This window comes from Ruegeria sp. BHSB196 (genome assembly GCF_059613135.1).
The window spans coordinates 1-21,046 of sequence record NZ_JBXWRY010000044.1; the positions used below are offsets into that span (position 1 = coordinate 1).

The following is a 21,046-nucleotide window of genomic DNA, read 5'->3' on the forward strand; positions in this document are numbered from 1 at the left end:
GGGAGATCGCGCTGATGCACACCGCCGGTGCCCCGGGCGAGGTGCCGGATCAGACCGCGCTCTATGAAGAAGGGTGCGCCGAGGTGTCGCCGGTGCACCTGGTCGAAAGCTGGTCACGGCACATGCTGACCTGGCTCAACCGGTGGCAGGAAGACGGAAACGGTCCGCTGCATGCAGAGTGGATGGGGCTGCTGCTTGGCGTGGGCGAGTCCGTGACGCAGGGCGGCCGGACGGGCATGTTCCTTGGCACCGACGAGCGTTTCGGTATGCTGATCCGCGACGAGACCGGCACGCATCTGCATCCGTTGACGGAAGTTCTGGAGTAACCGGCATGAAACTGGCCCGCGCGATCCACTTCGACGAAAGCGATCTGAATGTCTTTCACTCGCCGGCGCGAACCGGCGAATGGTGCATTTCGGGTGGGTTCGAGTTCTCGAATTGGAGCGAGGGCGACCTGGAGGGCAAGGCGCGGCAAGCCTTTGCTAATGGCTGGCTCGGGCTGGAGACCTTCGGGCGCGTGACCTTCGTGGCGGTGACGCAGATCGAAGCGGGCGAGGTCGAGCCGCTGGCGCACCGGCTGGCGGATCACTTCGTGCGGTTCTACGGCGCGCCTTCGGTCGATGCCGCGCTGGGCGTCGCGCGGGACGAGATCGCCCAGATGGCCGATCTTTGTGACGAACATGCGCCCAACACGCTGCTGACGGTCGCGCGCAGCCTGGGCGAGGCGGGCGTTCACGAAGCCTATCGCGTGATCACGCCGCAGGAGGCCCAGTTGGAGGCCTTTGCCGTTCACGGATCGCTGGACGAGTAGAGGCTGTGAGGTTCTGCCGGAGGGGCGCTGCCCCTCTTGCCCTGCGGGCAATTCACCCCGGGGTATTTTCGACCAGAAAGAAGCGGGATCGAAACACCGTTTCGCTGCAGGGTCAGAACAGGTCCTTGAAGGCGCCGTATTGCCCGCGTTTGAACATCAGGCCCTTGCCGGTGCGATACATGACATGCTGCACCTCACCGACGAGGATCAGGTGATCCCCGGCTTCGTGTCGCGCATCGAGGCGGCAATGAAACCGGGCGAGGCAGTCGGACAGGCGCGGGGTGCCGTGTTCGTCGGCGCTCCAGTCCGCATGGGAGAAATCCAGCCCGTTCCGGGCGAACCGCAGCGCCTGGTCCTGCTGGTTCTCGGCCATCACATGTATCGTGTAGCGTTCGGCGGTGCTGAAGGCGTCGAACCGGTTGGACTCCTTGCCGAGGCACCAGAGCACCAGCGGCGGATCGAGCGAAACCGAAGAGAAGGAATTGACCGTGATCGCGACAGGCCCGGCCGGCGTTGCGGTTGTCACCACCGTCACGCCCGTGCCGAAACAGCCCAGAGCCTCGCGGAACGCGAGGGTCGTTTCGGGGCCGGGAATGAAGCTTTTCTCGGTCATCGGGCGCGTCCGTTCGGTCGGTCCGCACCACCTGCCACGCCCGGCGCGGATTGTCCATAAACCGTCGCGGAAAACGCTGTCCGGCCAACCTGGTTCGGTCAGTTCAGATCCTCGAGCAACCGCCCGTGCCTGCGGGTCTGGGCGATGACCTCGCCGAAGGTCCGCAGACCCCGGGCATCGAGCATCGGCAGCATCCTGATCAGAACCTCCGCCGTTGCCCTAGCGTCACCCAATGCCGTGTGGCGCAGGGCCTCGGGGATCTCGACGTCGAGCCGCGCGCAGACGGCGTCGAGCGTATGGGTCTCGCTGGCCCCGAACAGGACCGCCGACAGAAGGACGGTATCGAGAATCGGGTGATCCCAGTCCCGCTCCATGCGCTTTGCATGCCGGCGCAGAAAGGCCATGTCGAAGGGGGCGTTGTGCGCGACGATCACCGCCTCACGGCAAAAGTGATGGAACCGGCGTCCCGCCTCGACGATGTCGGGCGCGCCGCGCACCATCGCGTCGCTGATGCGGTGAACCCTGGTCGAGGCCGGCGGAATCGGAATGCCGGGATCGACCAGCATATCGAGGTGCTCGCCCTCGATGATTCGACCGCGCAGGACGCGCACCGCCCCGATCTGTACGATTTCGTCCTTGTGCGGCAGAAGCCCGGTCGTTTCGGTGTCGAACACGACAAAACAGAGATCCGAAATGGGCCGTGTCTCGAAGGCCTGCTCCTGCGACGAGTCCAGCAGGTCGAAATCGTAGACGAGCGGCCGCGCGGCCTCCGGCGCGATCCGGGCTTCGCTGCCTTCGAAGATCAGCATGTATCCCGGCGCATCGCCCAGGGGTTTCATGCGCGCGGCGTAGCTTTGTGCGCCGTCCACGCCGGTCAGGGTGCAGGACACGTCCTGACCGGTCTTCGCCAACTTGGCATAGGCGGTTTCCAGGGCGGAACGATCCAGGTAGTCGAACAGCGATGCATTCAGTCGGGGCGGGGCGATCTGCGCCAGCACACCCGCGGCCTGCCCATCGTAGAGCACGATCTGGTGGTGTTCGCTGGCCAGGACCATCGCCACCGGGATTTCCGTCAACAATGCGGTCAGGCGTTCCTTTTCGGCGGCGAGCCGTGCGGTTTCGGCGGCGATCGCCTCGGCGGTGGTCAACGTCGTGTCCGACAGTTGCCCCGCCAGCCCGGCCGCGGCCGGCGCAAGATCGCCCAGGTAGCGTGCCGCATGCATGTCGAGATCCGCATTGACCCCCGCATGGGCGCGCGCCCGCATCTGTGCGGAAAGCCGTTCAATCGGTTTGGCGACGTTTTCATCGAACAGCAGCCAAATGCCCGCGGTCAGGCCGAGCAGCCCCAAGGCCGAGATCACGCCGCTGAAGACGAAGGCGTCCAGACTGTTCGGCGCATTCGCGCGCGCAAAGCCCAACCAGAGCGCCCCGGCGGTGATCAGCACCCCGCCTGCCGCCAGCAGGCAGAAGAACAGGAAGACCCGAAGCCTGAGACTCAGATCCGTCAGCATGGTCAAGCCTCGCAGACCGCGGCGATGATCGGGTCATCCGCATCCGAGACAACCCAATCGGCGTTCACCACCTGTCCGTCATCGCCGAACTCCACCCCGTCGGCCAGGCTGGCGCGGCGCTGCCCGTTGCAATCCACGACGACCGGCAGTTTCGACACCGGCGCCCAGCGGCCGAAGAAATAGAGATCGATCAGCCGCTGGTCGGGAACCTCGGGATTCGTTTGCAGGGAGGCGGCGTCGATCGCGGCGAACCTGTTGACGAAGGGGACCGCATAGGTCCAGGGCCGGTAGAAGGCGCGGCTTTCGACTTCCTGCACCACCGAAAATCCGTCGGGCAGGGTGCCGCGGGTGCGATCGTACCAGGTGTATTCGCTAGAGATCGTGACTCCGATCATGGCCAACCCGGCCGCCACCGGAGCCAGCCATCGTGGCAGCCGTCCGCCGGTCAGGCGGTTGACCAGCATGACTACGCCGGCAACCGCGAATCCGGCGAAGATGGTGCCGATCAGTTCCAGAAACATGGCGCTCCTCCCGATGTCCGAACGTTTCTTGGCCCAGTGCCCTGCCCGGGAAACGCATCTTTGCAAACCCACGCGCTGCGCGGGTTCATCCCAGCAATCCCTTGCCGTGCCCGACGGCCGATTGCATCGTCTTTACCACGACGAAGGCATCGCGAAGATGACTTCGCTCAAAATCCGACAGGTCGGTCGGGGCCAGGTAGTTGTCCGGTTTCTTTCCTTTTCGCACCAGTGCCGCCTGATGCTCCAGCCGGGTCTCAGCGATCAGGTCATAGGCATCCAGCAAATCCCGTGCGCCGGAGGGGCTGAGTACGCCTGCGGCCTCGGCCGCCCTGAGCCGGGCACGCGTGTTGGCCTCGGCCAGCTGGCCCTGCAGGGCGTAGATGCGCGCCAGATCGACGACCGGTACGACGCCGTTGTGCTTGAGATCCAGCGTGTTGCGATGTTCACCCGAGCGGATGGTCGCGATGCTGCGCAGCAGGCCCAGGGGCGGGGTGTGCTTCAGCGAGTTCGAGATCATATGCGCGACGAAGATGGAATTGGCGCTGGCGGCGCGCAGGGTGTCCGCCTGCATGTCCGAGAACAGGTCGAACGCACCGCCGATCGGGCGCAGATCGAACATGACTGAAGCCAGCATCTGCGCCTCGGGATTCGGCTTGGCGATCCAGCTGGCGAAATAGTCGCGCCACACCCGCACCGGCTGGCACCATCGCGGGTTGGTCGCCATCATGTCGCCGGGGCAGTAGAAGTAGCCACAGGTATCCAGACCATCCGAGACGAATTTCGCGAGGGCCGCAAAATAGGGCATGTCCGCGTCGGTCGCGTCGTCGCTCAGCATCAGGCAGTTGTCCTGATCGCTGACGCCGGTCTGTTCCTGCCGCCCTTGCGAACCGCAGGCAAGCCACAGATAGGGGACGGGCGGCGGCCCCAGTTTTTCCTCGGCCAGCGCCAGCAGCCGCCTAGTGGCGGTGTCGGCGATGTCCGTGATCAGGCGCGTCACCACTTCGTGCCGGTTCCCGCCCGCCACCAGTTGAACCAACAGCTGCGGAATTTCCGCCGTGACCTTCGCCATCTCCTCGGCGCCGTCCGCACCGGCAAGCCGGCTGACCAGTTCGGCCGAACTGATGGCCTGATACCGGGTCAGGTCGGTTTGCGTCACAATGCCCACCAGCCGGCCGCCCTCGGTGATCGGGATGTGGCCGATACGGCGCTCCATCATCGCATGCAGCACGTCCGAGCCGATGGCGCCGGGTGACAGTGTCATCGGGTCCGGCGTCATGACCTGCGCGATCGGAGTGTTGGCAGGCAGCGCCTCGGCCACGACCTTGCCGGCGAGGTCGCGCACGGTCGCGATACCGCGCAATGCGCCGTCCTCGGTAATGCAGATCGAGGATATGCCGCGCTCGCGCATCATTTGCGCGGCTTCCTGCACGCTGGTTTCCGGTGTGCAGGTCGCGGGGCTCCGAGCCATCAGGGTTTCCACCGAGCTGGTGGCCAGGTTGTCCTGCTGTGGTTTTGGCGGGCGGGCCCGGTTGAAGAACCGCGCGACGACCTCGTGTTCCGCGATCAGGGCGTGAAACAGGGCGGGCGGGAGCGACAGCAGAACGGAGTGTTTATCGGCGCGGGCACTGGTCACGGCCTTGCCGGCGCGCAAGAGCCCACGTTCGCCGAAGGAATTGCGCACACCGAGATGCGAAACGACAACGCCGTTTACGTCCCTGATCTCGATCTGGCCTTCGTAGATGATGAACAGCCCCGGCAGCGTTTCGCCCAGGTCATAGACGGCAAAGTCCTGCTCGACCTCCCATGCGTCGATTTCCGGCGCAATCGCCTCGATCACCGTGTCCGGCAAGGCGTCATAGGGGTGGACCGATTTCAGGAACCGGGTGATCTGACGAAGGGACAGGGGCATCAGGCAAACCTTGGTCTTGAATTGAGTGGACCCGCCCGGCATTGGCCGGGCGGGACCGTGGGTTCAGGACGTGCGGGCCTCCGCCGGGAGGGAAACGCCTCGGAGGCCCGGCACCTCAGTGGTCCTGAGCCGCGCCGGCACCGCGCGGGATGCGCACGCTCTCGACCAGATCCTTGATCTCCTGCGGGGTCTCCTTGGTCATGCCCGAGACCACGTAGGCCACGGCAAAGTTGACCATAGCACCGATCGCACCGAACGAGGTCGACTTGATCGGACCCAGCAGCGGGTCGGCATCGGAGAAGGAGTTGGTGCCCGGAATGAACAGCCAGCCCTTGTGCAGGAAGATATAGACCAGGGTCACGATCAGGCCCGCCAGCATGCCGGCCACGGCGCCGGTATTGTTGATGCGGGTCGAGAAGATCCCCATCATCAGCGCCGGGAAGATCGAGGCCGCCGCCAGGCCGAATGCCAGGGCAACCGTCTGCGCCGCAAAGCCTGGTGGGTTGAGACCCAGATAGGTTGCGACCACGATGGCCGCGGCCATTGCGATCCGCGCCGCCAGCAGTTCACCCTTTTCCGAGATCTGCGGGTTGATCGCGCCTTTGACAAGGTCGTGGGACACGGCCGACGAGATTGCCAGCAGCAGACCCGCAGCGGTCGACAGAGCAGCTGCAAGACCGCCGGCCGCGACCAGACCGATCACCCAACCCGGCAGGTTGGCGATCTCGGGGTTGGCCAGAACCAGGATGTCGCGGTTGAACTTGGTCAGCTCATTGCCAACCCAGCCTTTTTCTTCCGCAAGCGCCTGCATTTCGGCATTCTGATCGTTGTAGTACTGGATCTTGCCGTCGCCGTTCTTGTCTTCCCAGTCCAGCAGACCGGTTTTCTGCCAGGTTTGCATCCAGTCATAGCGCGGATCGGTGTCGATCGCTTCGACGGAAACGGCGCCACCTTCGATGCCGCCATTCGGCCACATCATGTCGGTGATGTTCAGTCGGGCCATGGCGCCAACCGCGGGGGCGGTCAGGTACAGCAGCGCGATGAAGACCAGCGTCCAGCCGGCGGACCAGCGGGCATCCGACACTTTCGGAACGGTGAAGAAGCGCATGATCACGTGCGGCAGACCGGCGGTGCCGATCATCAGCGACAGCGTGAACAGGACCATGTTTAGCGTGTTCGAATGGTGCGCCGTGTACTCGGCGAAGCCCAGCTCGGTCACGATCGCGTCCAGCTTGGTCAGCAGCGGTTCGCCGCCGGCCGTATCGCTGAACAGACCCAGCGCCGGAATCGGCGTGCCGGTCAGCTGCAGCGAGATGAAGATCGCCGGAATCGTGTAGGCGGTGATCAGCACGCAGTACTGAGCGACCTGGGTGTAGGTCACGCCCTTCATCCCGCCGAACACCGCATAGGCAAACACCACACAGGCACCGATCAGCAGACCGGATGTGTTCGACACTTCGAGAAAGCGGCCGAAGGCCACGCCCACGCCGGTCATCTGGCCGATCACGTAGGTCACCGAAGCGACGATCAGGCAGACCACGGCGACGACGCGCGCCGTCTGGCTGTAGAAACGATCGCCGATGAATTCGGACACGGTATATTTGCCGAACTTGCGCAGGTAGGGCGCAAGCAGCAGCGCCAGCAGCACGTAGCCGCCGGTCCAGCCCATCAGGAACGAGCTGTTGTCATAGCCGGTGAAGGCGATCAGCCCGGCCATCGAGATGAACGAGGCCGCCGACATCCAGTCGGCCGCTGTTGCCATCCCGTTGGTGACGGGGTGAACGCCGCGCCCGGCGGCGTAGAATTCGGATGTGGACCCGGCGCGGGCCCAGATCGCGATGCCGATGTAAAGCGCAAAGGACGCGCCCACAAACAGCAGGTTGATGGTAAACTGATCCATGACGCCTATTCCTCCACACCGTATTCACGGTCGAGCTTGTTCATCCGCCAGGCGTAGAAGAAGATCAGGGCCAAAAAGACCAGGATCGAGCCTTGCTGGGCAAACCAGAAGCCCAGATCGGTGCCGCCGACGGCAATTCCTGACAACATCGGGCGCAGCAGAATGCCGAACCCGAAAGACACCAGCGCCCAGATGATGAGGCTGATGATGATGAGCCGCACATTGGCCTGCCAATAGTTCTTGTCGGCTTCGGCTACCTGTGCGGAGCTTGTGGTTTGATCCGCCATCGCGGTTCCTCCTTGCTTCCTCCAAGATCGCCCATACCACGGGCAAATCTTCTCCATTTGTCTGCCGCCGTGTTCGGGCGCACAGACATTCCATCACCGGGCCGCCAAGGCGGTGTTTCCGGTCAAACCTTCAAGGGGGAGGGTCGGCCAAGGCCGCCCCCGGTCGTTCCCGCTCAGTCCATCGCCCCCTTGACGATGGTCGCGAGGCCCCGGGCGATTTCGTCGATCTCACCCATGGCGTTGATTGTCTTCAGCACACCTTGGCGCTCGTAATAGGCGATCAGGGGCGCGGTCTGTTCGTGATAGGCCGCAAGGCGCGACGCCACCGTTTCGGCGTTGTCGTCGGCGCGGCGCTTGAACTCCGTGCCGCCGCACTTGTCGCACTTGCCGTCCACGGCAGGCGCCTTGAACGTGTCGTGATAGCCTTCGCCGCAATGGGCGCAGGTGAAGCGGCCCGAGATGCGCTTGACCATTTCCGCATCCTCGACTTCGAGGCTGATGGCGGCGTTGATCTTCTGACCGGTCTCCATCAGCAGGCCGTCCAGCGCCTCGGCCTGAACCGTGGTGCGCGGAAACCCGTCGAGGATGACGCCACGGGCGCAATCCGGCTCGGCCATGCGGTCGCGCAGAATGGCGATGACGATGCCGTCGCTGACCAGCTCGCCCGCCTCCATTACGGCCTTGGCTGCCTTGCCCGCCTCGGTTCCGGAGGCTACGGCGGCGCGCAGCAGATCGCCGGTGCTCAGTTGCACCAGCCCGAATTTCTCTTCCAGCATCCGGGCCTGTGTGCCCTTTCCGGCCCCCGGAGGGCCGAGGAGGATCAGAACTGCGGGCGTGGTCATGACATCGGCATCCATGGCTTGGCCCTCATTTGTTGGCGCGGTTTGCGATCAGGTCATCGACCACCGACGGATCGGCCAGGGTCGAGGTGTCGCCCAGCGAGCCGAAATCGTTCTCGGCGATCTTGCGCAGGATGCGGCGCATGATCTTGCCCGAGCGAGTCTTGGGCAGCCCGGGCGCCCACTGGATCACGTCCGGCGAGGCAATCGGGCCGATCTCGGTACGCACCCAGGTGCGCAACTCCTTGCGCAGGTCTTCGGTCGGCTCCTGGTCGTTCATCAGGGTAACGTAGCAATAGATGCCCTGACCCTTGATCTCGTGCGGATAGCCGACCACCGCGGCTTCGGCCACGGCGGCATGCGCCACCAGCGCGCTTTCCACCTCGGCCGTACCCATGCGGTGGCCCGAGACGTTGATCACGTCATCGACGCGGCCGGTGATCCAGTAGTCGCCATCCTCGTCGCGGCGGCACCCGTCGCCAGTGAAGTAATAGCCCTTGTAATCCGAGAAATAGGTCTTCTCGAACCGTTCATGGTCGCCCCAGACGGTACGCATCTGGCCGGGCCAGCTGTCCTTGATGCACAGGACGCCCTCGACGCCATTGCCCTCGATCTCTACGCCCGACTGCGGGTCCAGAACAACCGGCTGGATGCCGAAGAACGGCTTCATGGCCGAACCGGGCTTGAGCGCGTGCGCGCCGGGCAGCGGCGTCATCAGATGGCCGCCGGTTTCGGTCTGCCACCAGGTGTCCACGATGGGGCATTTACCCTTGCCCACCACGTCGTTGTACCAGTTCCACGCCTCGGGGTTGATCGGTTCGCCCACCGTGCCGAGAATTCGCAGGTCGCTGAGATCGCACTTCTCGACGAACTCGCTGCCCTGACCCATCAGCGCGCGGATCGCGGTGGGGGCGGTGTAGAACTGGTTGACCTTGTGCTTTTCGCAGACCTGCCAGAAGCGCGAGGCGTCGGGATAGGTCGGCACACCCTCGAACATCAGCGTGGTCGCGCCATTGGCCAGCGGGCCATAGACGATGTAGCTGTGGCCGGTGACCCAGCCTACATCGGCGGTGCACCAGTAGATGTCGCCGTCGTGGTAGTCGAAGGTGATCTCGTGCGTCAGCGAGGCATAGACCAGATAGCCACCGCTGGTGTGAACGACGCCCTTGGGCTGTCCGGTCGAACCCGAAGTGTAGAGAATGAACAGGGGGTCTTCGGCATTCATCTCGGCCGGTGCACAATAGTCATCGGCCTCGAGCGCCATTTCGTTGTAATCGTAGTCGCGCCCGTCGATCCAGGTGGTCTGGCCGCCGGTGCGCTTGACCACCAGGCATTTCACCGTGTCCTTGCAGTGCAGCAGGGCAGCGTCGGCGTTCGACTTCAACGGGGTCTTGCGGCCGCCGCGCGGCGCTTCGTCCGCGGTGATGACCACCTTGGCGTCGCAACCGTTGATCCGGGCGGCCAGGGCGTCGGGCGAAAAGCCGGCAAAGACGATGGAATGGATGGCGCCGATCCGGGCACAGGCCAGCATGGCATAGGCGGCCTCGGGGATCATCGGCAGGTAGATCACGACCCGGTCGCCCTTGCGCACGCCGAGCGACTCGAGGATGTTGGCCATCCGGCAGGTGCGGCGATGCAACTCGGCATAGGTGATGTGCTGGGCTTCGTCATTCGGATCATCCGGTTCCCAGATGATCGCGGTCTGGTCGCCGCGGGTCTTCAGGTGACGGTCCAGGCAGTTGGCCGAGACGTTCAGCGTGCCGTCGGCATACCAGTTGATGTTGACCTCGCCGAACTTGTAGTTGACGTCCTTGACCTGAGAATAGGGCTTGATCCAATCGATGCGCTTGCCCTGTTCGCCCCAGAACGCGACCGGGTCGGCAATCGAGGCGGCGTACATTTCGTCGTATTTCTGCGCGTTCACGTGGGCGCGGGCGACGACATCGGCGGACGGCGGATAAACTTTGGCTTCTGCATGAGCGGCAGTGGTCATACTGAGGTTCCTCCCTCTGACTTGAATTTCTTGAGACCGTTTTCGCCCGCCGCGCGAGCTTTGTCGATCCGGTTCCAACCCTGCAGCCGATCATAGCCAAATCTGAAAATAAGGAAATAAATAGCTGGAAATTAAGGGTTTGCATGTAAACTTTTTTCGAGTTCTGAAAAACTTTGTAAAGTTCTTGTCGCGTCCTTCCGTCAAACCCTTTCAGATTCAAGCCACAGAGAGTCAACGTTGTCGGAGAGATTCAGGCGGCGCATGACAGGAATTGTTAACCTTGCGGCATCTCCATGTCGGAAAGAAGGCGCGACATTTTGTTGCCGTTTGCGCTCACAGCCAGCAAGAAGGTCCAGCAACGCCCCGTTTGCGCCGTGGCTCAGGGGGCTTGGCAGCCACCGGCGATGGCGCTAGCTTGACCGTCAAGCGGCCCGTGAGAGGGACCGCGCTCAAGGGAGAGACCATTATGAACAAGATGTTGAGCGGTGCGGCCGTTGCCGCCCTGAGCTTTGCTTTTGCTGCCGAGGCGATGGCAACCGAATGGAACGTCTCGGTCTGGGGCAAACGCCGTGCCTTCACGGAACATATCGAAAAGCTGGCCGAGTTGGTCAGCGAAAAGACCGGCGGCGAGTTTACGATGAACGTCAGCTATGGCGGCCTGTCCAAACCCAAGGAAAACCTCGACGGGATCTCGATCGGCGCCTTCGAGATGGCACAGTTCTGTGCCGGTTATCACCGCGACAAGAACCGCGCGATCACGGTTCTGGAACTGCCGTTTCTCGGGGTGAACACGCTGGAAGAGGAAGTGGCGGTCAGCCATGCCGTCTATGGTCATCCGGCGGTGATGGATGAAATGGCGCAATGGAATGCGCGCATCATCATGACTTCTCCGATGCCGCAATACAATCTGGTCGGCACCGGCGAGCCGCGCGACGAACTGGCCGAATTCGACGGGATGCGCGTCCGGGCGACCGGCGGTCTGGGCCAGGCGTTCGAGGCGGTCGGCGGCGTACCGACCTCGGTTCCGGCCACCGAAGCCTACAATGCGATGGAATCGGGCGTGGTGGATACCGTGGCCTTTGCCCAGCACGCGCACCTGTCCTTCGGCACCATCAACCAGGCCGATTGGTGGACCGCCAACCTGAACCCCGGCACGGTCAACTGTCCGGTGGTGGTCAATATCGAAGCCTACGAGGCGCTTAGCCCCGAGCATCGCGAGGCGCTGGACAGCTCGATCGACGAGGCCATCGACCACTATCTGGCCAACTATGGCGAGCTGCTCAAGCAATGGGACGGCGTTCTGGAAGAAAAGGGCGTCCAGAAGGTGATGATCGACGAGGCGGTGCTGGAGGAATTCCGCGCCAAGGCCGCCGATCCGATCCGGGAGCAGTGGATCGCGGACATGTCCGCGCAGGGCCTGCCGGCCCAGGATCTGTATGATCTGGTTCAGGCAACGCTCAAGCAGCAGCGCGGCGGCAACTGATCCGACAGACCGGGTGCATACACCCGGTCGTTTCCTTTCCTCAAACCGGAGATTTCCGCGATGGCAGGACATGCCACGGTGCTGGAGGATGGCAGCCTCCTGAGCCGGCTCGATCGGTCGTTGCTGCGGCTTGAACGTTTCCTGGCGCTGCTGAGCGGGCTCGCCGTCTTTGGACTGATGGTTCTGGCGGTGATCTCGGTCGGCGGCCGCAATGCGTTCAACGCGCCTCTGCCCGGCTATGTGGACTGGATCGAGCAGGCGATGCCGCTGATCGCGTTTCTGGGCATCTCCTTCGTGCAGCGCAATGGCGGACACATCCGCATGGATATCCTGATCGCACGGCTGCACGGTCGTGCGCTGTGGCTGTTCGAGCTCGTTTCCGTGGTGCTGATCCTGGTTTTGATGATGGCGCTGGTCTGGGGTTCTTGGGCGCATTTCGACCGCTCCTTCGATTTTTCCGCGCCGCTCTGGAGCCGCGACAGCTCCATCGACATCGGCATCCCGATCTGGCCTGCCAAGCTGTTGGCGCCGGTGGCCTTCTCGGTCCTGAGCCTGCGCCTTTTGTTGCAGATCTGGGGGTATGGGCGCGCGTTTTTTCTCGGCCTCGAAACACCGACGGCGGTTCCGCTCATTCAGGATGCGGCGGCCCAGGCGGCCGCCGAGGCCGAGCAGTTCGAAGGGCGGGAGTAGCGCATGGACACCATCGACATCGGCCTTTGGGTCACGGGCGGCCTTCTGGTCATGGTGCTGGCCGGCATGCGCGTCGCGTTCGCCGCGGGGATGGCTGGCCTGGTCGGTCTCGTCTGGATCTTCTGGGCCAAGTTCGGCTACGACCCCGACCGGTTCGGCAAGGCGCTGACCGTGGCGGTCAAGACCGCAGGGCAGGTGCCGCATTCAAAAGTGGCGTCACACACGCTCAGCCTGATACCGACGTTCATCCTGATCGGGTATCTCGCCTATTACGCGGGTCTGACCCGCGCCCTGTTCGAGGCGGCGAAACGCTGGATCGCCTGGGTGCCGGGCGGACTGGCGGTTTCGACCGTCTTTGCCACGGCCGGCTTCGCCGCCGTGTCCGGCGCGTCGGTGGCCACGTCTGCGGTCTTTGCCCGCATCGCGATTCCCGAAATGCTGAAGATCGGCTACAACAAGCAATTCGCGGCGGGCGTCGTGGCGGCGGGCGGCACGCTGGCTTCGCTGATCCCGCCGTCGGCCATCCTGGTGATCTACGCGATCATCGTGGAACAGGATGTGGGCAAACTGCTGCTTGCCGGGTTCATCCCCGGTGCCTTCTCGGCCTTCATCTACGGGATGCTGATCGTGGGCATCGCCATGGCGTTCAAGTCGGTCGGGCCGCCCGTAGGCGGGTTCACCTGGCGCGAACGCTTTGCAGCGCTTCCGGCGGCAATGCCCATCGTGCTGGTCATCGTCATCATCATCTGTTTCGTCTACAACCCCTTTGGCGACCAGGCTTGGGGCACTCCGACCGAGGGCGGCGCCATCGGGGCCTTCATCGTTTTCTGCTTTGCCATCTGGCACGGAATGCGCTGGGCCGAGCTGAAATCGGCGCTTCTGGAAACCGCCAAGCTGACCGCCATGATCTTTGCGATCATCTGGGGCGTGCTGATCTATGTGCGGTTCCTCGGGTTCGCGGACCTGCCGGGGGCGTTTTCGGACTGGATCACCGGGCTCACCATGCCGCCGATGCTGATCCTGATCTGCATCCTGCTGGCCTATGCGGTGCTCGGCATGTTCATGGACGCCATCGGTATGCTGTTGCTGACTCTGCCTGTGGTCTATCCGGCGGTCATGGCGCTGAACGGCGGCGAGGCGGTGAGCGCCGCGGACAGCACGTTCGGCATGTCCGGAACGATGTGCGCGATCTGGTTCGGCATCCTCGTCGTGAAGATGGCCGAGTTCTGCCTGATCACGCCGCCCATCGGCCTGAACTGTTTCGTCGTGGCGGGGGTGCGCCCGGATCTGAGCGTGCAGGACGTGTTCCGCGGTGTCGCGCCGTTCTTCGTGGCCGACGGCGTGACCATCGCGCTCCTGGTCGCGTTTCCCGGGATCGTCCTCTATCTTCCATCGCTGGCCGGCTAGGGCAGGGGCGGCCAGTGCCCCTGTCCGCTCACAGGCGCATGTTCTCGAAGTCCCAAATCGTGATGGCGACGCTTTCGCCGGCTTCGGTTTCCTCGACCTTGCCCAGGGGATCGAAGTCGCGCAGCAAGCCGAAATCGTGACCCGTTGCCTTTTCGAGATCCTTTATGCGGATCTGAAAGGTCTTGAACTCGCCGAACTCGAAGCCTTCAACCGCCTCGACACGTCCGCGTTCCGACAGCATCCGGTGAATCAGCTGTCCCTGCGACAGGACGTAGGCCGTGGCGTGCAGGCGCAGGATCCCGCCTTCCTCCGGCGCCTCGGCCAGCATCGTGACCACCTTGAAGAATTCCAGCGGCACCGGCGCGCCGGTGTTTCCGAGCAGGGGTTCGGTGCCCGAGATGACCGGGCCGGTAAATACGTTGGCCTTGAACCCGTAGGTGCGCGTGTTGTCCAGGATGTAGTCCTCGAGCCCAAGCCAGGTTTCCGAATTCCGGTTCAGCAGCCGATGCTGCGGGCTGGCCACGGTATAGTGATAGGTGTCCTTGTTGGACCGTTCGGCGATCTCGCGCGTGTCGCCCCAGTTGGTCGCTGCCCGCCGCACCAGATGGCCGCGGTCGATATCGGCGTGACCATAGGCTTCGGCATCCAGTTGCTGGTTGGCCGGAATGCGCAGATCCTTGCGCCAGGTGCTCGACTTGCGCTTTATCCGCTGTGTGCGCTCGCCGTCGATGTTGAGCGCGGTCAGGACCGGGCTCTTCAGGGCCGCGCTGTAGAGCACGCCGAAATGCTGATAGCGCAGCTCATGCGGTCGATCGGGGGTGGCATCGCTTGGCGCGGCCAGCGGCAGTTGCGGGTTGAGCGTGGGCAATGGCACCGGCACCACCTGAAGGAAATCCGGATCATACCCTGTCCGCCCCGCGAAATAGTCCGCGTCATGACCCGACGCCGCCTCGGCGGGCAGGCCGATCGAGGCGTGCACGTCGCCGGCGACGCCCTGATCCAGCAGCTTGGTCAGGGTGCTGACACGCACGGCGCTGTTGCCGATCCCGAATCGTCCGGCGAAATGCAGGCCCACCAGCTTGCCGCTGTCCAGGCTGATGACCGGGCTGCCGGAATTGCCGCCCAAAGTGGTCGCATCGTGTCCCAGGCGCGAACTGCTGTCGGCCATGCTGGCAAAGCCGGGCGCGAAACGCTTCACATCGTAGAGGCCTTTGAAATACCGCTCCATCTGTGCGGCGTCGTTGCGCGAGTCGGACGCCGGATAACCGATGACGGCGATCATCTCGCCATCTTCGGCGTCATCATCTGCCCGCGGCAGCGGAACCAGGTCCAGCCCGCTGGCGGGGTCCGGCCTGTCGATCCGCGCCAGCGCCACGTCGGCCGAAATGTCGTCGGCGACATAGGTGAATTTCCGGATCGTCGCCGTCCTTGACTCGTCCCCGCCCGCGCCGACCTCTTCCAGAAAATCGATCGCCGCGCCATAAAGGATGTTGCCAGGCCCGAACTTGAACACACCGTCGCCCAGAAAGGTCCGCCGCGCCACGATCTTGGCCACGTGCCGGTTGGTGGCGATCAGCAGGCTGCCGTCATCCTCTTCTTCGATGACCCAGCCGGTGCCGCCCCAGGTCATGTCGTGGTTGCGGAATTCGATCCGGCCAACCGAGGGTATCATCGGTTCGACATTGGTGATCTTGACATCCGTCCCGGCGGCAAAATCGGCGCCCAATTGCGTCTTGCCCTCGACCTTGCCGTTGCGGACCAACAGCGGCGGCCGCCCGACTGCCCGCACGATGGCTTCGAGCATGACCGGCGAATGCCCGGCGGATTCCAGCTGTGTCGGTGTGCTGTCGATCATCTGGCGGGCAATGTCGTCCTCGATCAGGCCCAGTTCCTGGAGCACCGGTGAGCCATCTTCGATCGCCTGTTTGATCTTGTCGAAATCCCAACGCCCCCGCAGCGTTTCCAGCCGGTCGAAGCTTTCCTGTTCGGCGCGATTGGTCATTTCAAGTCTCCTTTTGCAAAGAATGTCAGTCGGCAAAAATGTCTTCCGCCGGCACGTCATGCGCCGCGAGAACCGCAAGTGCCACGCTTTGAACCAGAGGCAGGCCGGCCTGTTGCAGCGACTGAAGGATCGGGATCGGGCCTTCGAATCTTGTCGCCAATGCGTCGTGATAAGGCCGATAGAGCCGTCGCTTGGCCTGAGCGCCATATCGTTCGCGCGGGGCCAGGAGCCACAACAGATCCTTCGCGCGCTCCGGCGAGCCGAGTTGTTCAGCCACGGCCATTGCCTGATGATCGACGGGGACTTGCGACACCCAGTTCTCGGGCGCGACCGCGCCGTAGGACCACAGCCCGTTCACCGTGCGCCGCCACCGCTCGGCCGCCGCAGCCAGGGCCGGCAGATCCCGGTCCGGCCGGACGAAGGCGTAGCCCCCCAGCGTTTCGGCGGCGAGACCCGCATTGGCCAGCGCCTCGGCCGCATCCGTCGAGAACGAAGACAAAACGGACGATATGTTGTCGAGCCCAAGCAGATCCGACGCCATCAAATCGCCGATCGGGCCGAACAGGGTGCGCAATTGCTCCAACTCGCCGTGCAAACGTCCGCCATCCCGGTCGGCCATCTGGTCGAACCGCGCATATTCGACCAGCACGGTCGCATAGGGGTTGAGCGGGGCGATCGCGCGCCCATGGATTTCAGGCACGATGCCGGCGGAGTCCGTGGCCAGGGTCGATTGCAGGCCGAGATTGGCACGCAGGCGTTCGGCCCGGTCCCGGTTGCGCCAGGCCAGCTCCTCGTTGCCACTCGTCAGATAGGGAAACAGCAGCGCCTCGGTTTCCTCAACCGCCCATGGGAACGCATCGCTGTCCTGTGCGGCCAGCAGGAGGAAGTCCAGGGCACACCCGGTCAGCATCGCCGATTGCTGAATGTCGGCGCATTTTTCGATGATGTGATGCCTTTCGCCCCCATCCAGCCATCTGCGGCAATCGTCGAACCGGAACTCAGCCCAGACCTCCATCAGCAACCGGGTCAGGGGCGGGTTGGTCTGGTTCAGGGCGTTCTCGTAGAACGCTCTCGGGAGGGCCTGAAAGATCTGGCGCGCCAGCGTCCACTGACCGGTTCGCCAGGCCTGCGCCATTGTGATCAGCCCGGCATCGCTGGCGAGTTCGTAGCGCTCGGGAAAGCCGCTCTGCATGATGCCCGGGATTTCCCGCAGTTCTCCCTTTTCCAGCATGATTTCGACATCGTGCACGGCGCGCTCTTCGACCGGATAGGTCAAGTCGGCGTCCTTCGGATGGACAAAGACGGCGCGCATCTGATCCCGATAGAAACTCAGCTGCGGCTGCGCATGCTGGTCCTGTTCTTCCGCCGGCGGCAAGTCGTCCAGGAAACCGCCGCTGAATTCTCGTTCCGTCAGCGCGGCGAATTCTTCCAGTTCGATGCCATCCTGCGGCGAGGTTTCTTCGCGGCGGCCGAAATCCGACCGGTCGCGCTTTGCCTGCCGCACGGCATCGCTTGCGCGAGCCGGCAGTTCGTCGAGCATCTGATCGGTGAAGCGTTCGGCCAGATCCCGGTCGATCGCAGGAAGCGGCACCTGCGGGTCGCGGCACATCTGGAGTCGGTGATAGAGCGCCGCCAACGCATCGACACCCTGAAACCATTCCGCGGCGTCCACGTCGATCCGGTGCGCCACGTCGAAGTGATCTGCATAGATCAGGTTCAGGACGGCGCCGCGAATGTCACTGCGATGCAGGCACCATGACCCTTCGCGGCGGATCAGCCAGTGATGACGGCTCAATTCCTCGAGGATGTCGGATGCCTGGTCGGCATTCAGTTCAAGACCCAGGATCGGAGCGACGACCTCGCACAGGGCGTCTGCGTTGACGCGCTGGAGAACGAGCCCTTTCAAGGCGATCTCGCGGAGATGCCGCGGTACCCGGCTGAGAATCGCACGGTAGAGGTATCCTTCGACTTCCGCGCCGCGCGCGTCTTGGGGAACGTGCTGATCCGGTCGCGCGCCCAGTTCCAGCGATTTGCTGGCCAGCACCAGGCGCAGCGGTATGCCCTGGGCGATCCTCAGGATCGACGGCCGATCCTCACCATCGACACCGCGCTCGGCCAGCATGGTTTCGGCCAACGGATCTTCCAGCCCGGTCAGGTCGATGCTGTCGTCATCGACGCGGGATTTTGCGGGAACGATCGAGTCCCTGCGGCCGGCCGAGATCACGCAGACCGGGCAGCCGGCGAATTCCGCCAACCGGTCGAGGTGCTCGAACAGGCGCTGGACCTGCGCATCGGCGCGCTGGCGCAGCACTTCGAGCGTGTCGAGCAGGATCAGCAGGCGTCCGTCAAAGCCGGACAGCGCCGTGCGGATCGCCCCGAGGATTTCACGGGACTGTCCGCGCCGTGTCAGTGTTTCCGTATCGGCCAGCGTTTCGGCCCGCAGCAACCGTGCCTCGCGCAAAAGCTGCGCGGTGTGCGGCAGGCCGTTGCCGATCTGGCGTGAAATCTCGTCGAACAGTGCGTGATCGTCCTGCACGGTCAACGACGAGCGGTCGAAGTCCAGCCGGATGATCACCATGCCCCGTTCGCGCGCGATCTGGATGATCCGCTCCAGCAGGAATGACTTGCCGATCCCCGGCAGGCCGGAAATGTGCAAGGTGCGCAGCCGGGGCGGTTTTGCCGACTCGGTCCAGCGGTCGGGCGCGCCGATCCAGCCGTTGATCCTGTCCAACTCCCCGTCGCGCCCGTAGAAGCCCTTGGCCAGCGCCTCGTCGTTGGCCTTGTCCTGCAACAGCTTGTTGACCGCGCTGCGCAGGGCCGCAACCTGACCGAAGCCCGGGGCCTTGGGTCCGGCCCGGTCCAGAACCTTGATCAGGTCCAGCATCGGCCCAGGTTCCGTCGCATCCGCGATCAGCGCGGCGATCGTCTTTGGGTCATAGGGCACGGTGCCGGCCAGCGCCTGTTCGACTTCGGTCGGACCCGCCGAATGGGTTTCACCTTTCGGAAACGGCGACGGCGCGGCAAGAACCACACGCCGGGCGCTGTTGCGCATCGTCCAGAGGTCTTGCGAGTCGTCCCGTTCGACGGTGCAATCCGGGCGCAGCAGGCTCACGATGTCGAGCAGGCGGGTCGGGTCCGAAGCCACGTCCTTGCCGCCGATTTCCATCAACGTCGAAACCGGATTGAAAGCGCCGGAAACCGCGGCGACCCAGCGCAGTTTCTCCAGCAGCTCTGTCGTCTTGGGATCAGCCTGCATCGACTTCTCCCAGATCGCGGCGCGCCTCGGCCCTCAGCCGCTCGGCCACCAGCGGCAGGTTTTCCGTGGCAAATCGGTTCATTTCCGTCGGTATGTTCTTCAGGGCGCGGGTCACCATGTGTTCGCGGACCGGCCCCGGCCAATCCAGCGCCAGCGCCCTGACCATCAAGTTGACGCAATCGACCACGTCCCGCCGCAGGAAGGGCCGGATGTAGTCCACAAAGACGGTCGGTCGCGGATCGGCGGCCACCTCGTCGAGTTTCGAAACCGTGCGGGCGCGAAAGTCGTAGGTTTCAAAGCCGCTCAGGACAAGCCGCAGTTCCGGGGCATCCATCACCTCCTCGATCAGGTGCTCCAGCTGAAACCGTGTCTGGTCGATCAGACCGGTCTCGGGATTTTCGATGAAAAGCCAGACGGTTTCGCCCTTGGTCCGCGCGCCCGCGCGCAATTGATCGACGACCGTCCGGATCCGGTCGTCCTCATGTGCCGGTCCGGTGGTTTCATCGGCCGCGACTCCGGGCAGCGCGCTTACCGGTGCCGCGACCTGCAGAGCGCGGCGACTGAGCGTGTCCGCGAGGTCGCGTTTTTCGTAGCCGGTTTCCATGCGCACGATCCGATGCGCCCCCCCGTGCAGGTCCAGAAACTTCTTCAGCAGATCGTAGCTGAAATTCAGCCCCTTGCGCTCGGCGATCTTCGTGCGCTTGACCCAGATCCCGCGCAGGTTCTTGTCCGGCGCATCCAGCATGGCCGTCACCGCATCGAAGAAGTCGTTGCGCCCGATGACGAAATGCCCGTCCAGATCGTCGCTGAGCGACCACAGTTTTCGTGGCGGCCGATCCTGTTCCAATTGCGCGCAGAACGCGTCGTTTGCCGCGAAATGCTGGAACGGCACCAGTCGCCGGACATTGTGCCAGCGGCCCTGATGCAGTCCGAGAAATGCGAACGACCGGTCGAACCCGGCGCCGCCGGAAGATCCGCCCAACGTCTTGATGCTGTGCAGGTGACGCGGTTCATCCAGCTGCGTGCGCCGCAGCCGGCCCACCGCGATTCCCTTTTCCTGGCCATCCGGAAAATGAATCAGCACGAACGCCTGCGTCCCGGTCCAGTCCGGCGGCGCCTCCGGCAACTCGAGATGGCCCAGCGTCCGGCCCAACGGTGTCTGAATGCGCAGCAGGATCGCATCGCAAAGCTTTGCCGCGTCACCGTTTTCGGGGAGCAGCCCGTTCTTTTCACCGTCAAAGCAGGGCGCGACCCATACTGCGCGCGCCATGTGACGGCTCCCGTCAGAAAGCAGGACGCTGACATGTTCGATCCCGGTCGGGTCCACTTCGGTTGCCGCGTCCGGAACGAAGGCATCGACCACATGGGCCGAGGTCAGGATGAGGCGCGGCGAGATCAGCGCGCCGCTGCCCACCACGGTGTCATGCCGCAGCACCCGGCAGCGAAACGCCTTGGCGCTGGTCGCGAATTCCCCGATCCGGTCGATATCCAGGTCATCGTGATCCACGTCACCTGGGTCCGCACCGTTGATCGGAACATGCTCGACGGCATCCGTCACGGTGTCCGCCGGTGGCAGCGGCTCGATCCCGCGCCGCCGCAGCGCCGCGATGAACCGCCCCATCAGTTTCTTGTCCTCAAGCCGGCCCACCATCAGACCGGCGAGCGCGGTGCCGGCCATGTTCTGCCAGACGGCCCGGAACGTGTCGATGTCGCCGCCCAGCCCGGCCGTCGCGAATACCTCTTCCACCGTTTCCTGCACCGCGTCGGAATGTGCCTCCAGCAGCGGTTTGAGATGTTCGGTGGTGAGGGTTTCGGTCATTCGCC

The 21,046-nt window shown here is 64.0% G+C and carries 16 protein-coding genes; 5 read left to right on the forward strand and 11 right to left on the reverse strand.

Translation table 11 applies throughout. The features are described 5' to 3' along the window. Both AC2FNJ_RS16925 and AC2FNJ_RS16930 read left to right on the forward strand, forming a co-directional pair. Nucleotides 1–326: DUF4444 domain-containing protein (locus AC2FNJ_RS16925; RefSeq protein WP_496765842.1), on the forward strand; the 326-nt coding region annotated here is incomplete at its 5' end. A gap of 5 nt (nt 327–331) precedes the next feature. Further along, the gene (locus AC2FNJ_RS16930; RefSeq protein ID WP_496765843.1) at nt 332–811 is read left to right on the forward strand and encodes a DUF6505 family protein; all 480 of its coding nucleotides are present in this window, start codon (nt 332–334) and stop codon (nt 809–811) included. Nucleotides 812–923: 112 nt separating this feature from the next. Here AC2FNJ_RS16930 and AC2FNJ_RS16935 read toward each other — a convergent pair whose 3' ends face one another. The 8 genes from AC2FNJ_RS16935 to acs all read right to left on the reverse strand — a co-directional run bounded on the left by AC2FNJ_RS16935 (nt 924) and on the right by acs (nt 10,384). Continuing rightward, nucleotides 924–1,424: a flavin reductase family protein gene (locus AC2FNJ_RS16935; protein WP_496765844.1), complete on the reverse strand. Its 501-nt coding sequence runs from the start codon at nt 1,422–1,424 to the stop codon at nt 924–926. 98 nt (nt 1,425–1,522) lie between these two features. Further along, nucleotides 1,523–2,935, reverse strand: a complete 1,413-nt coding sequence (locus tag AC2FNJ_RS16940) for a 3'-5' exonuclease (RefSeq protein ID WP_496765845.1) — start codon at nt 2,933–2,935, stop codon at nt 1,523–1,525. A gap of 2 nt (nt 2,936–2,937) precedes the next feature. After that, on the reverse strand, nt 2,938–3,456 hold the full coding sequence (locus tag AC2FNJ_RS16945) for a hypothetical protein (protein WP_496765847.1): 519 nt from the start codon (nt 3,454–3,456) through the stop codon (nt 2,938–2,940). Between the two features lie 85 nt (nt 3,457–3,541). Beyond that, on the reverse strand, nt 3,542–5,365 hold the full coding sequence (locus AC2FNJ_RS16950) for a DUF294 nucleotidyltransferase-like domain-containing protein (protein ID WP_496765848.1): 1,824 nt from the start codon (nt 5,363–5,365) through the stop codon (nt 3,542–3,544). 115 nt (nt 5,366–5,480) lie between these two features. Continuing rightward, nucleotides 5,481–7,265: a sodium:solute symporter family protein gene (locus tag AC2FNJ_RS16955; RefSeq protein WP_496765849.1), complete on the reverse strand. Its 1,785-nt coding sequence runs from the start codon at nt 7,263–7,265 to the stop codon at nt 5,481–5,483. A 5-nt stretch (nt 7,266–7,270) separates the two neighbouring features. After that, nucleotides 7,271–7,552, reverse strand: coding sequence for a DUF4212 domain-containing protein (locus AC2FNJ_RS16960; protein ID WP_496765851.1), 282 nt, complete (start codon nt 7,550–7,552; stop codon nt 7,271–7,273). A 173-nt stretch (nt 7,553–7,725) separates the two neighbouring features. Beyond that, the gene (locus AC2FNJ_RS16965; RefSeq protein ID WP_496765853.1) at nt 7,726–8,409 is read right to left on the reverse strand and encodes an adenylate kinase; all 684 of its coding nucleotides are present in this window, start codon (nt 8,407–8,409) and stop codon (nt 7,726–7,728) included. Nucleotides 8,410–8,419: 10 nt separating this feature from the next. Then, nucleotides 8,420–10,384 (reverse strand): acetate--CoA ligase, encoded by a 1,965-nt coding sequence (gene acs, locus AC2FNJ_RS16970; RefSeq protein WP_496765855.1) that lies wholly within the window; start codon nt 10,382–10,384, stop codon nt 8,420–8,422. Nucleotides 10,385–10,850: 466 nt separating this feature from the next. On the opposite strand from acs, the gene dctP reads away from it, so the two are divergent. Genes dctP through AC2FNJ_RS16985 form a run of 3 tightly spaced genes read left to right on the forward strand, consistent with a single transcriptional unit; the run spans nt 10,851 to nt 13,964 of the window. Further along, complete coding sequence (dctP, locus tag AC2FNJ_RS16975) at nt 10,851–11,867, forward strand: TRAP transporter substrate-binding protein DctP (RefSeq protein WP_496765856.1); 1,017 nt, start codon at nt 10,851–10,853, stop codon at nt 11,865–11,867. 60 nt (nt 11,868–11,927) lie between these two features. Continuing rightward, nucleotides 11,928–12,557, forward strand: a complete 630-nt coding sequence (locus AC2FNJ_RS16980) for a TRAP transporter small permease subunit (protein ID WP_496765857.1) — start codon at nt 11,928–11,930, stop codon at nt 12,555–12,557. Between the two features lie 3 nt (nt 12,558–12,560). After that, nucleotides 12,561–13,964 carry a TRAP transporter large permease gene (locus tag AC2FNJ_RS16985; protein WP_496765859.1) on the forward strand — a complete coding sequence of 468 codons (1,404 nt, stop codon included), beginning with the start codon at nt 12,561–12,563 and terminating at the stop codon, nt 13,962–13,964. Nucleotides 13,965–13,992: 28 nt separating this feature from the next. On the opposite strand, the gene AC2FNJ_RS16990 is transcribed toward AC2FNJ_RS16985, so the two are convergent. From AC2FNJ_RS16990 to AC2FNJ_RS17000, 3 genes are read right to left on the reverse strand one after another with little or no spacing between them, the layout of a single operon-like run. After that, entirely contained in the window at nt 13,993–15,966 is a 1,974-nt protein-coding gene (locus AC2FNJ_RS16990; RefSeq protein ID WP_496765860.1) for a DNA/RNA non-specific endonuclease, read from the reverse strand. Nucleotides 15,967–15,991: 25 nt separating this feature from the next. Next, a complete protein-coding gene (locus AC2FNJ_RS16995; RefSeq protein ID WP_496765861.1) occupies nt 15,992–19,222 on the reverse strand; it encodes an AAA family ATPase in 3,231 nt (1,076 codons plus the stop codon). After that, nucleotides 19,212–21,041 (reverse strand): trypsin-like serine peptidase, encoded by a 1,830-nt coding sequence (locus tag AC2FNJ_RS17000; RefSeq protein WP_496765862.1) that lies wholly within the window; start codon nt 21,039–21,041, stop codon nt 19,212–19,214. The genes AC2FNJ_RS16995 and AC2FNJ_RS17000 overlap by 11 nt, the downstream gene beginning before the upstream one ends. Nucleotides 21,042–21,046: the final 5 nt, after the last annotated feature.

Excerpts from the sequence above, each read along its gene's own strand:
- AC2FNJ_RS16930 (WP_496765843.1), top strand. The coding sequence starts at position 332 with ATGAAACTGGCCCGCGCGATCCACTTCGACGAAAGCGATCTGAATGTC.
- AC2FNJ_RS16935 (WP_496765844.1), bottom strand. The coding sequence starts at position 1,424 with ATGACCGAGAAAAGCTTCATTCCCGGCCCCGAAACGACCCTCGCGTTC.
- AC2FNJ_RS16940 (WP_496765845.1), bottom strand. The coding sequence starts at position 2,935 with ATGCTGACGGATCTGAGTCTCAGGCTTCGGGTCTTCCTGTTCTTCTGC.
- AC2FNJ_RS16945 (WP_496765847.1), bottom strand. The coding sequence starts at position 3,456 with ATGTTTCTGGAACTGATCGGCACCATCTTCGCCGGATTCGCGGTTGCC.
- AC2FNJ_RS16950 (WP_496765848.1), bottom strand. The coding sequence starts at position 5,365 with ATGCCCCTGTCCCTTCGTCAGATCACCCGGTTCCTGAAATCGGTCCAC.
- AC2FNJ_RS16955 (WP_496765849.1), bottom strand. The coding sequence starts at position 7,265 with ATGGATCAGTTTACCATCAACCTGCTGTTTGTGGGCGCGTCCTTTGCG.
- AC2FNJ_RS16960 (WP_496765851.1), bottom strand. The coding sequence starts at position 7,552 with ATGGCGGATCAAACCACAAGCTCCGCACAGGTAGCCGAAGCCGACAAG.
- AC2FNJ_RS16965 (WP_496765853.1), bottom strand. The coding sequence starts at position 8,409 with ATGGATGCCGATGTCATGACCACGCCCGCAGTTCTGATCCTCCTCGGC.
- acs (WP_496765855.1), bottom strand. The coding sequence starts at position 10,384 with ATGACCACTGCCGCTCATGCAGAAGCCAAAGTTTATCCGCCGTCCGCC.
- dctP (WP_496765856.1), top strand. The coding sequence starts at position 10,851 with ATGAACAAGATGTTGAGCGGTGCGGCCGTTGCCGCCCTGAGCTTTGCT.
- AC2FNJ_RS16980 (WP_496765857.1), top strand. The coding sequence starts at position 11,928 with ATGGCAGGACATGCCACGGTGCTGGAGGATGGCAGCCTCCTGAGCCGG.
- AC2FNJ_RS16985 (WP_496765859.1), top strand. The coding sequence starts at position 12,561 with ATGGACACCATCGACATCGGCCTTTGGGTCACGGGCGGCCTTCTGGTC.
- AC2FNJ_RS16990 (WP_496765860.1), bottom strand. The coding sequence starts at position 15,966 with ATGACCAATCGCGCCGAACAGGAAAGCTTCGACCGGCTGGAAACGCTG.
- AC2FNJ_RS16995 (WP_496765861.1), bottom strand. The coding sequence starts at position 19,222 with ATGCAGGCTGATCCCAAGACGACAGAGCTGCTGGAGAAACTGCGCTGG.
- AC2FNJ_RS17000 (WP_496765862.1), bottom strand. The coding sequence starts at position 21,041 with ATGACCGAAACCCTCACCACCGAACATCTCAAACCGCTGCTGGAGGCA.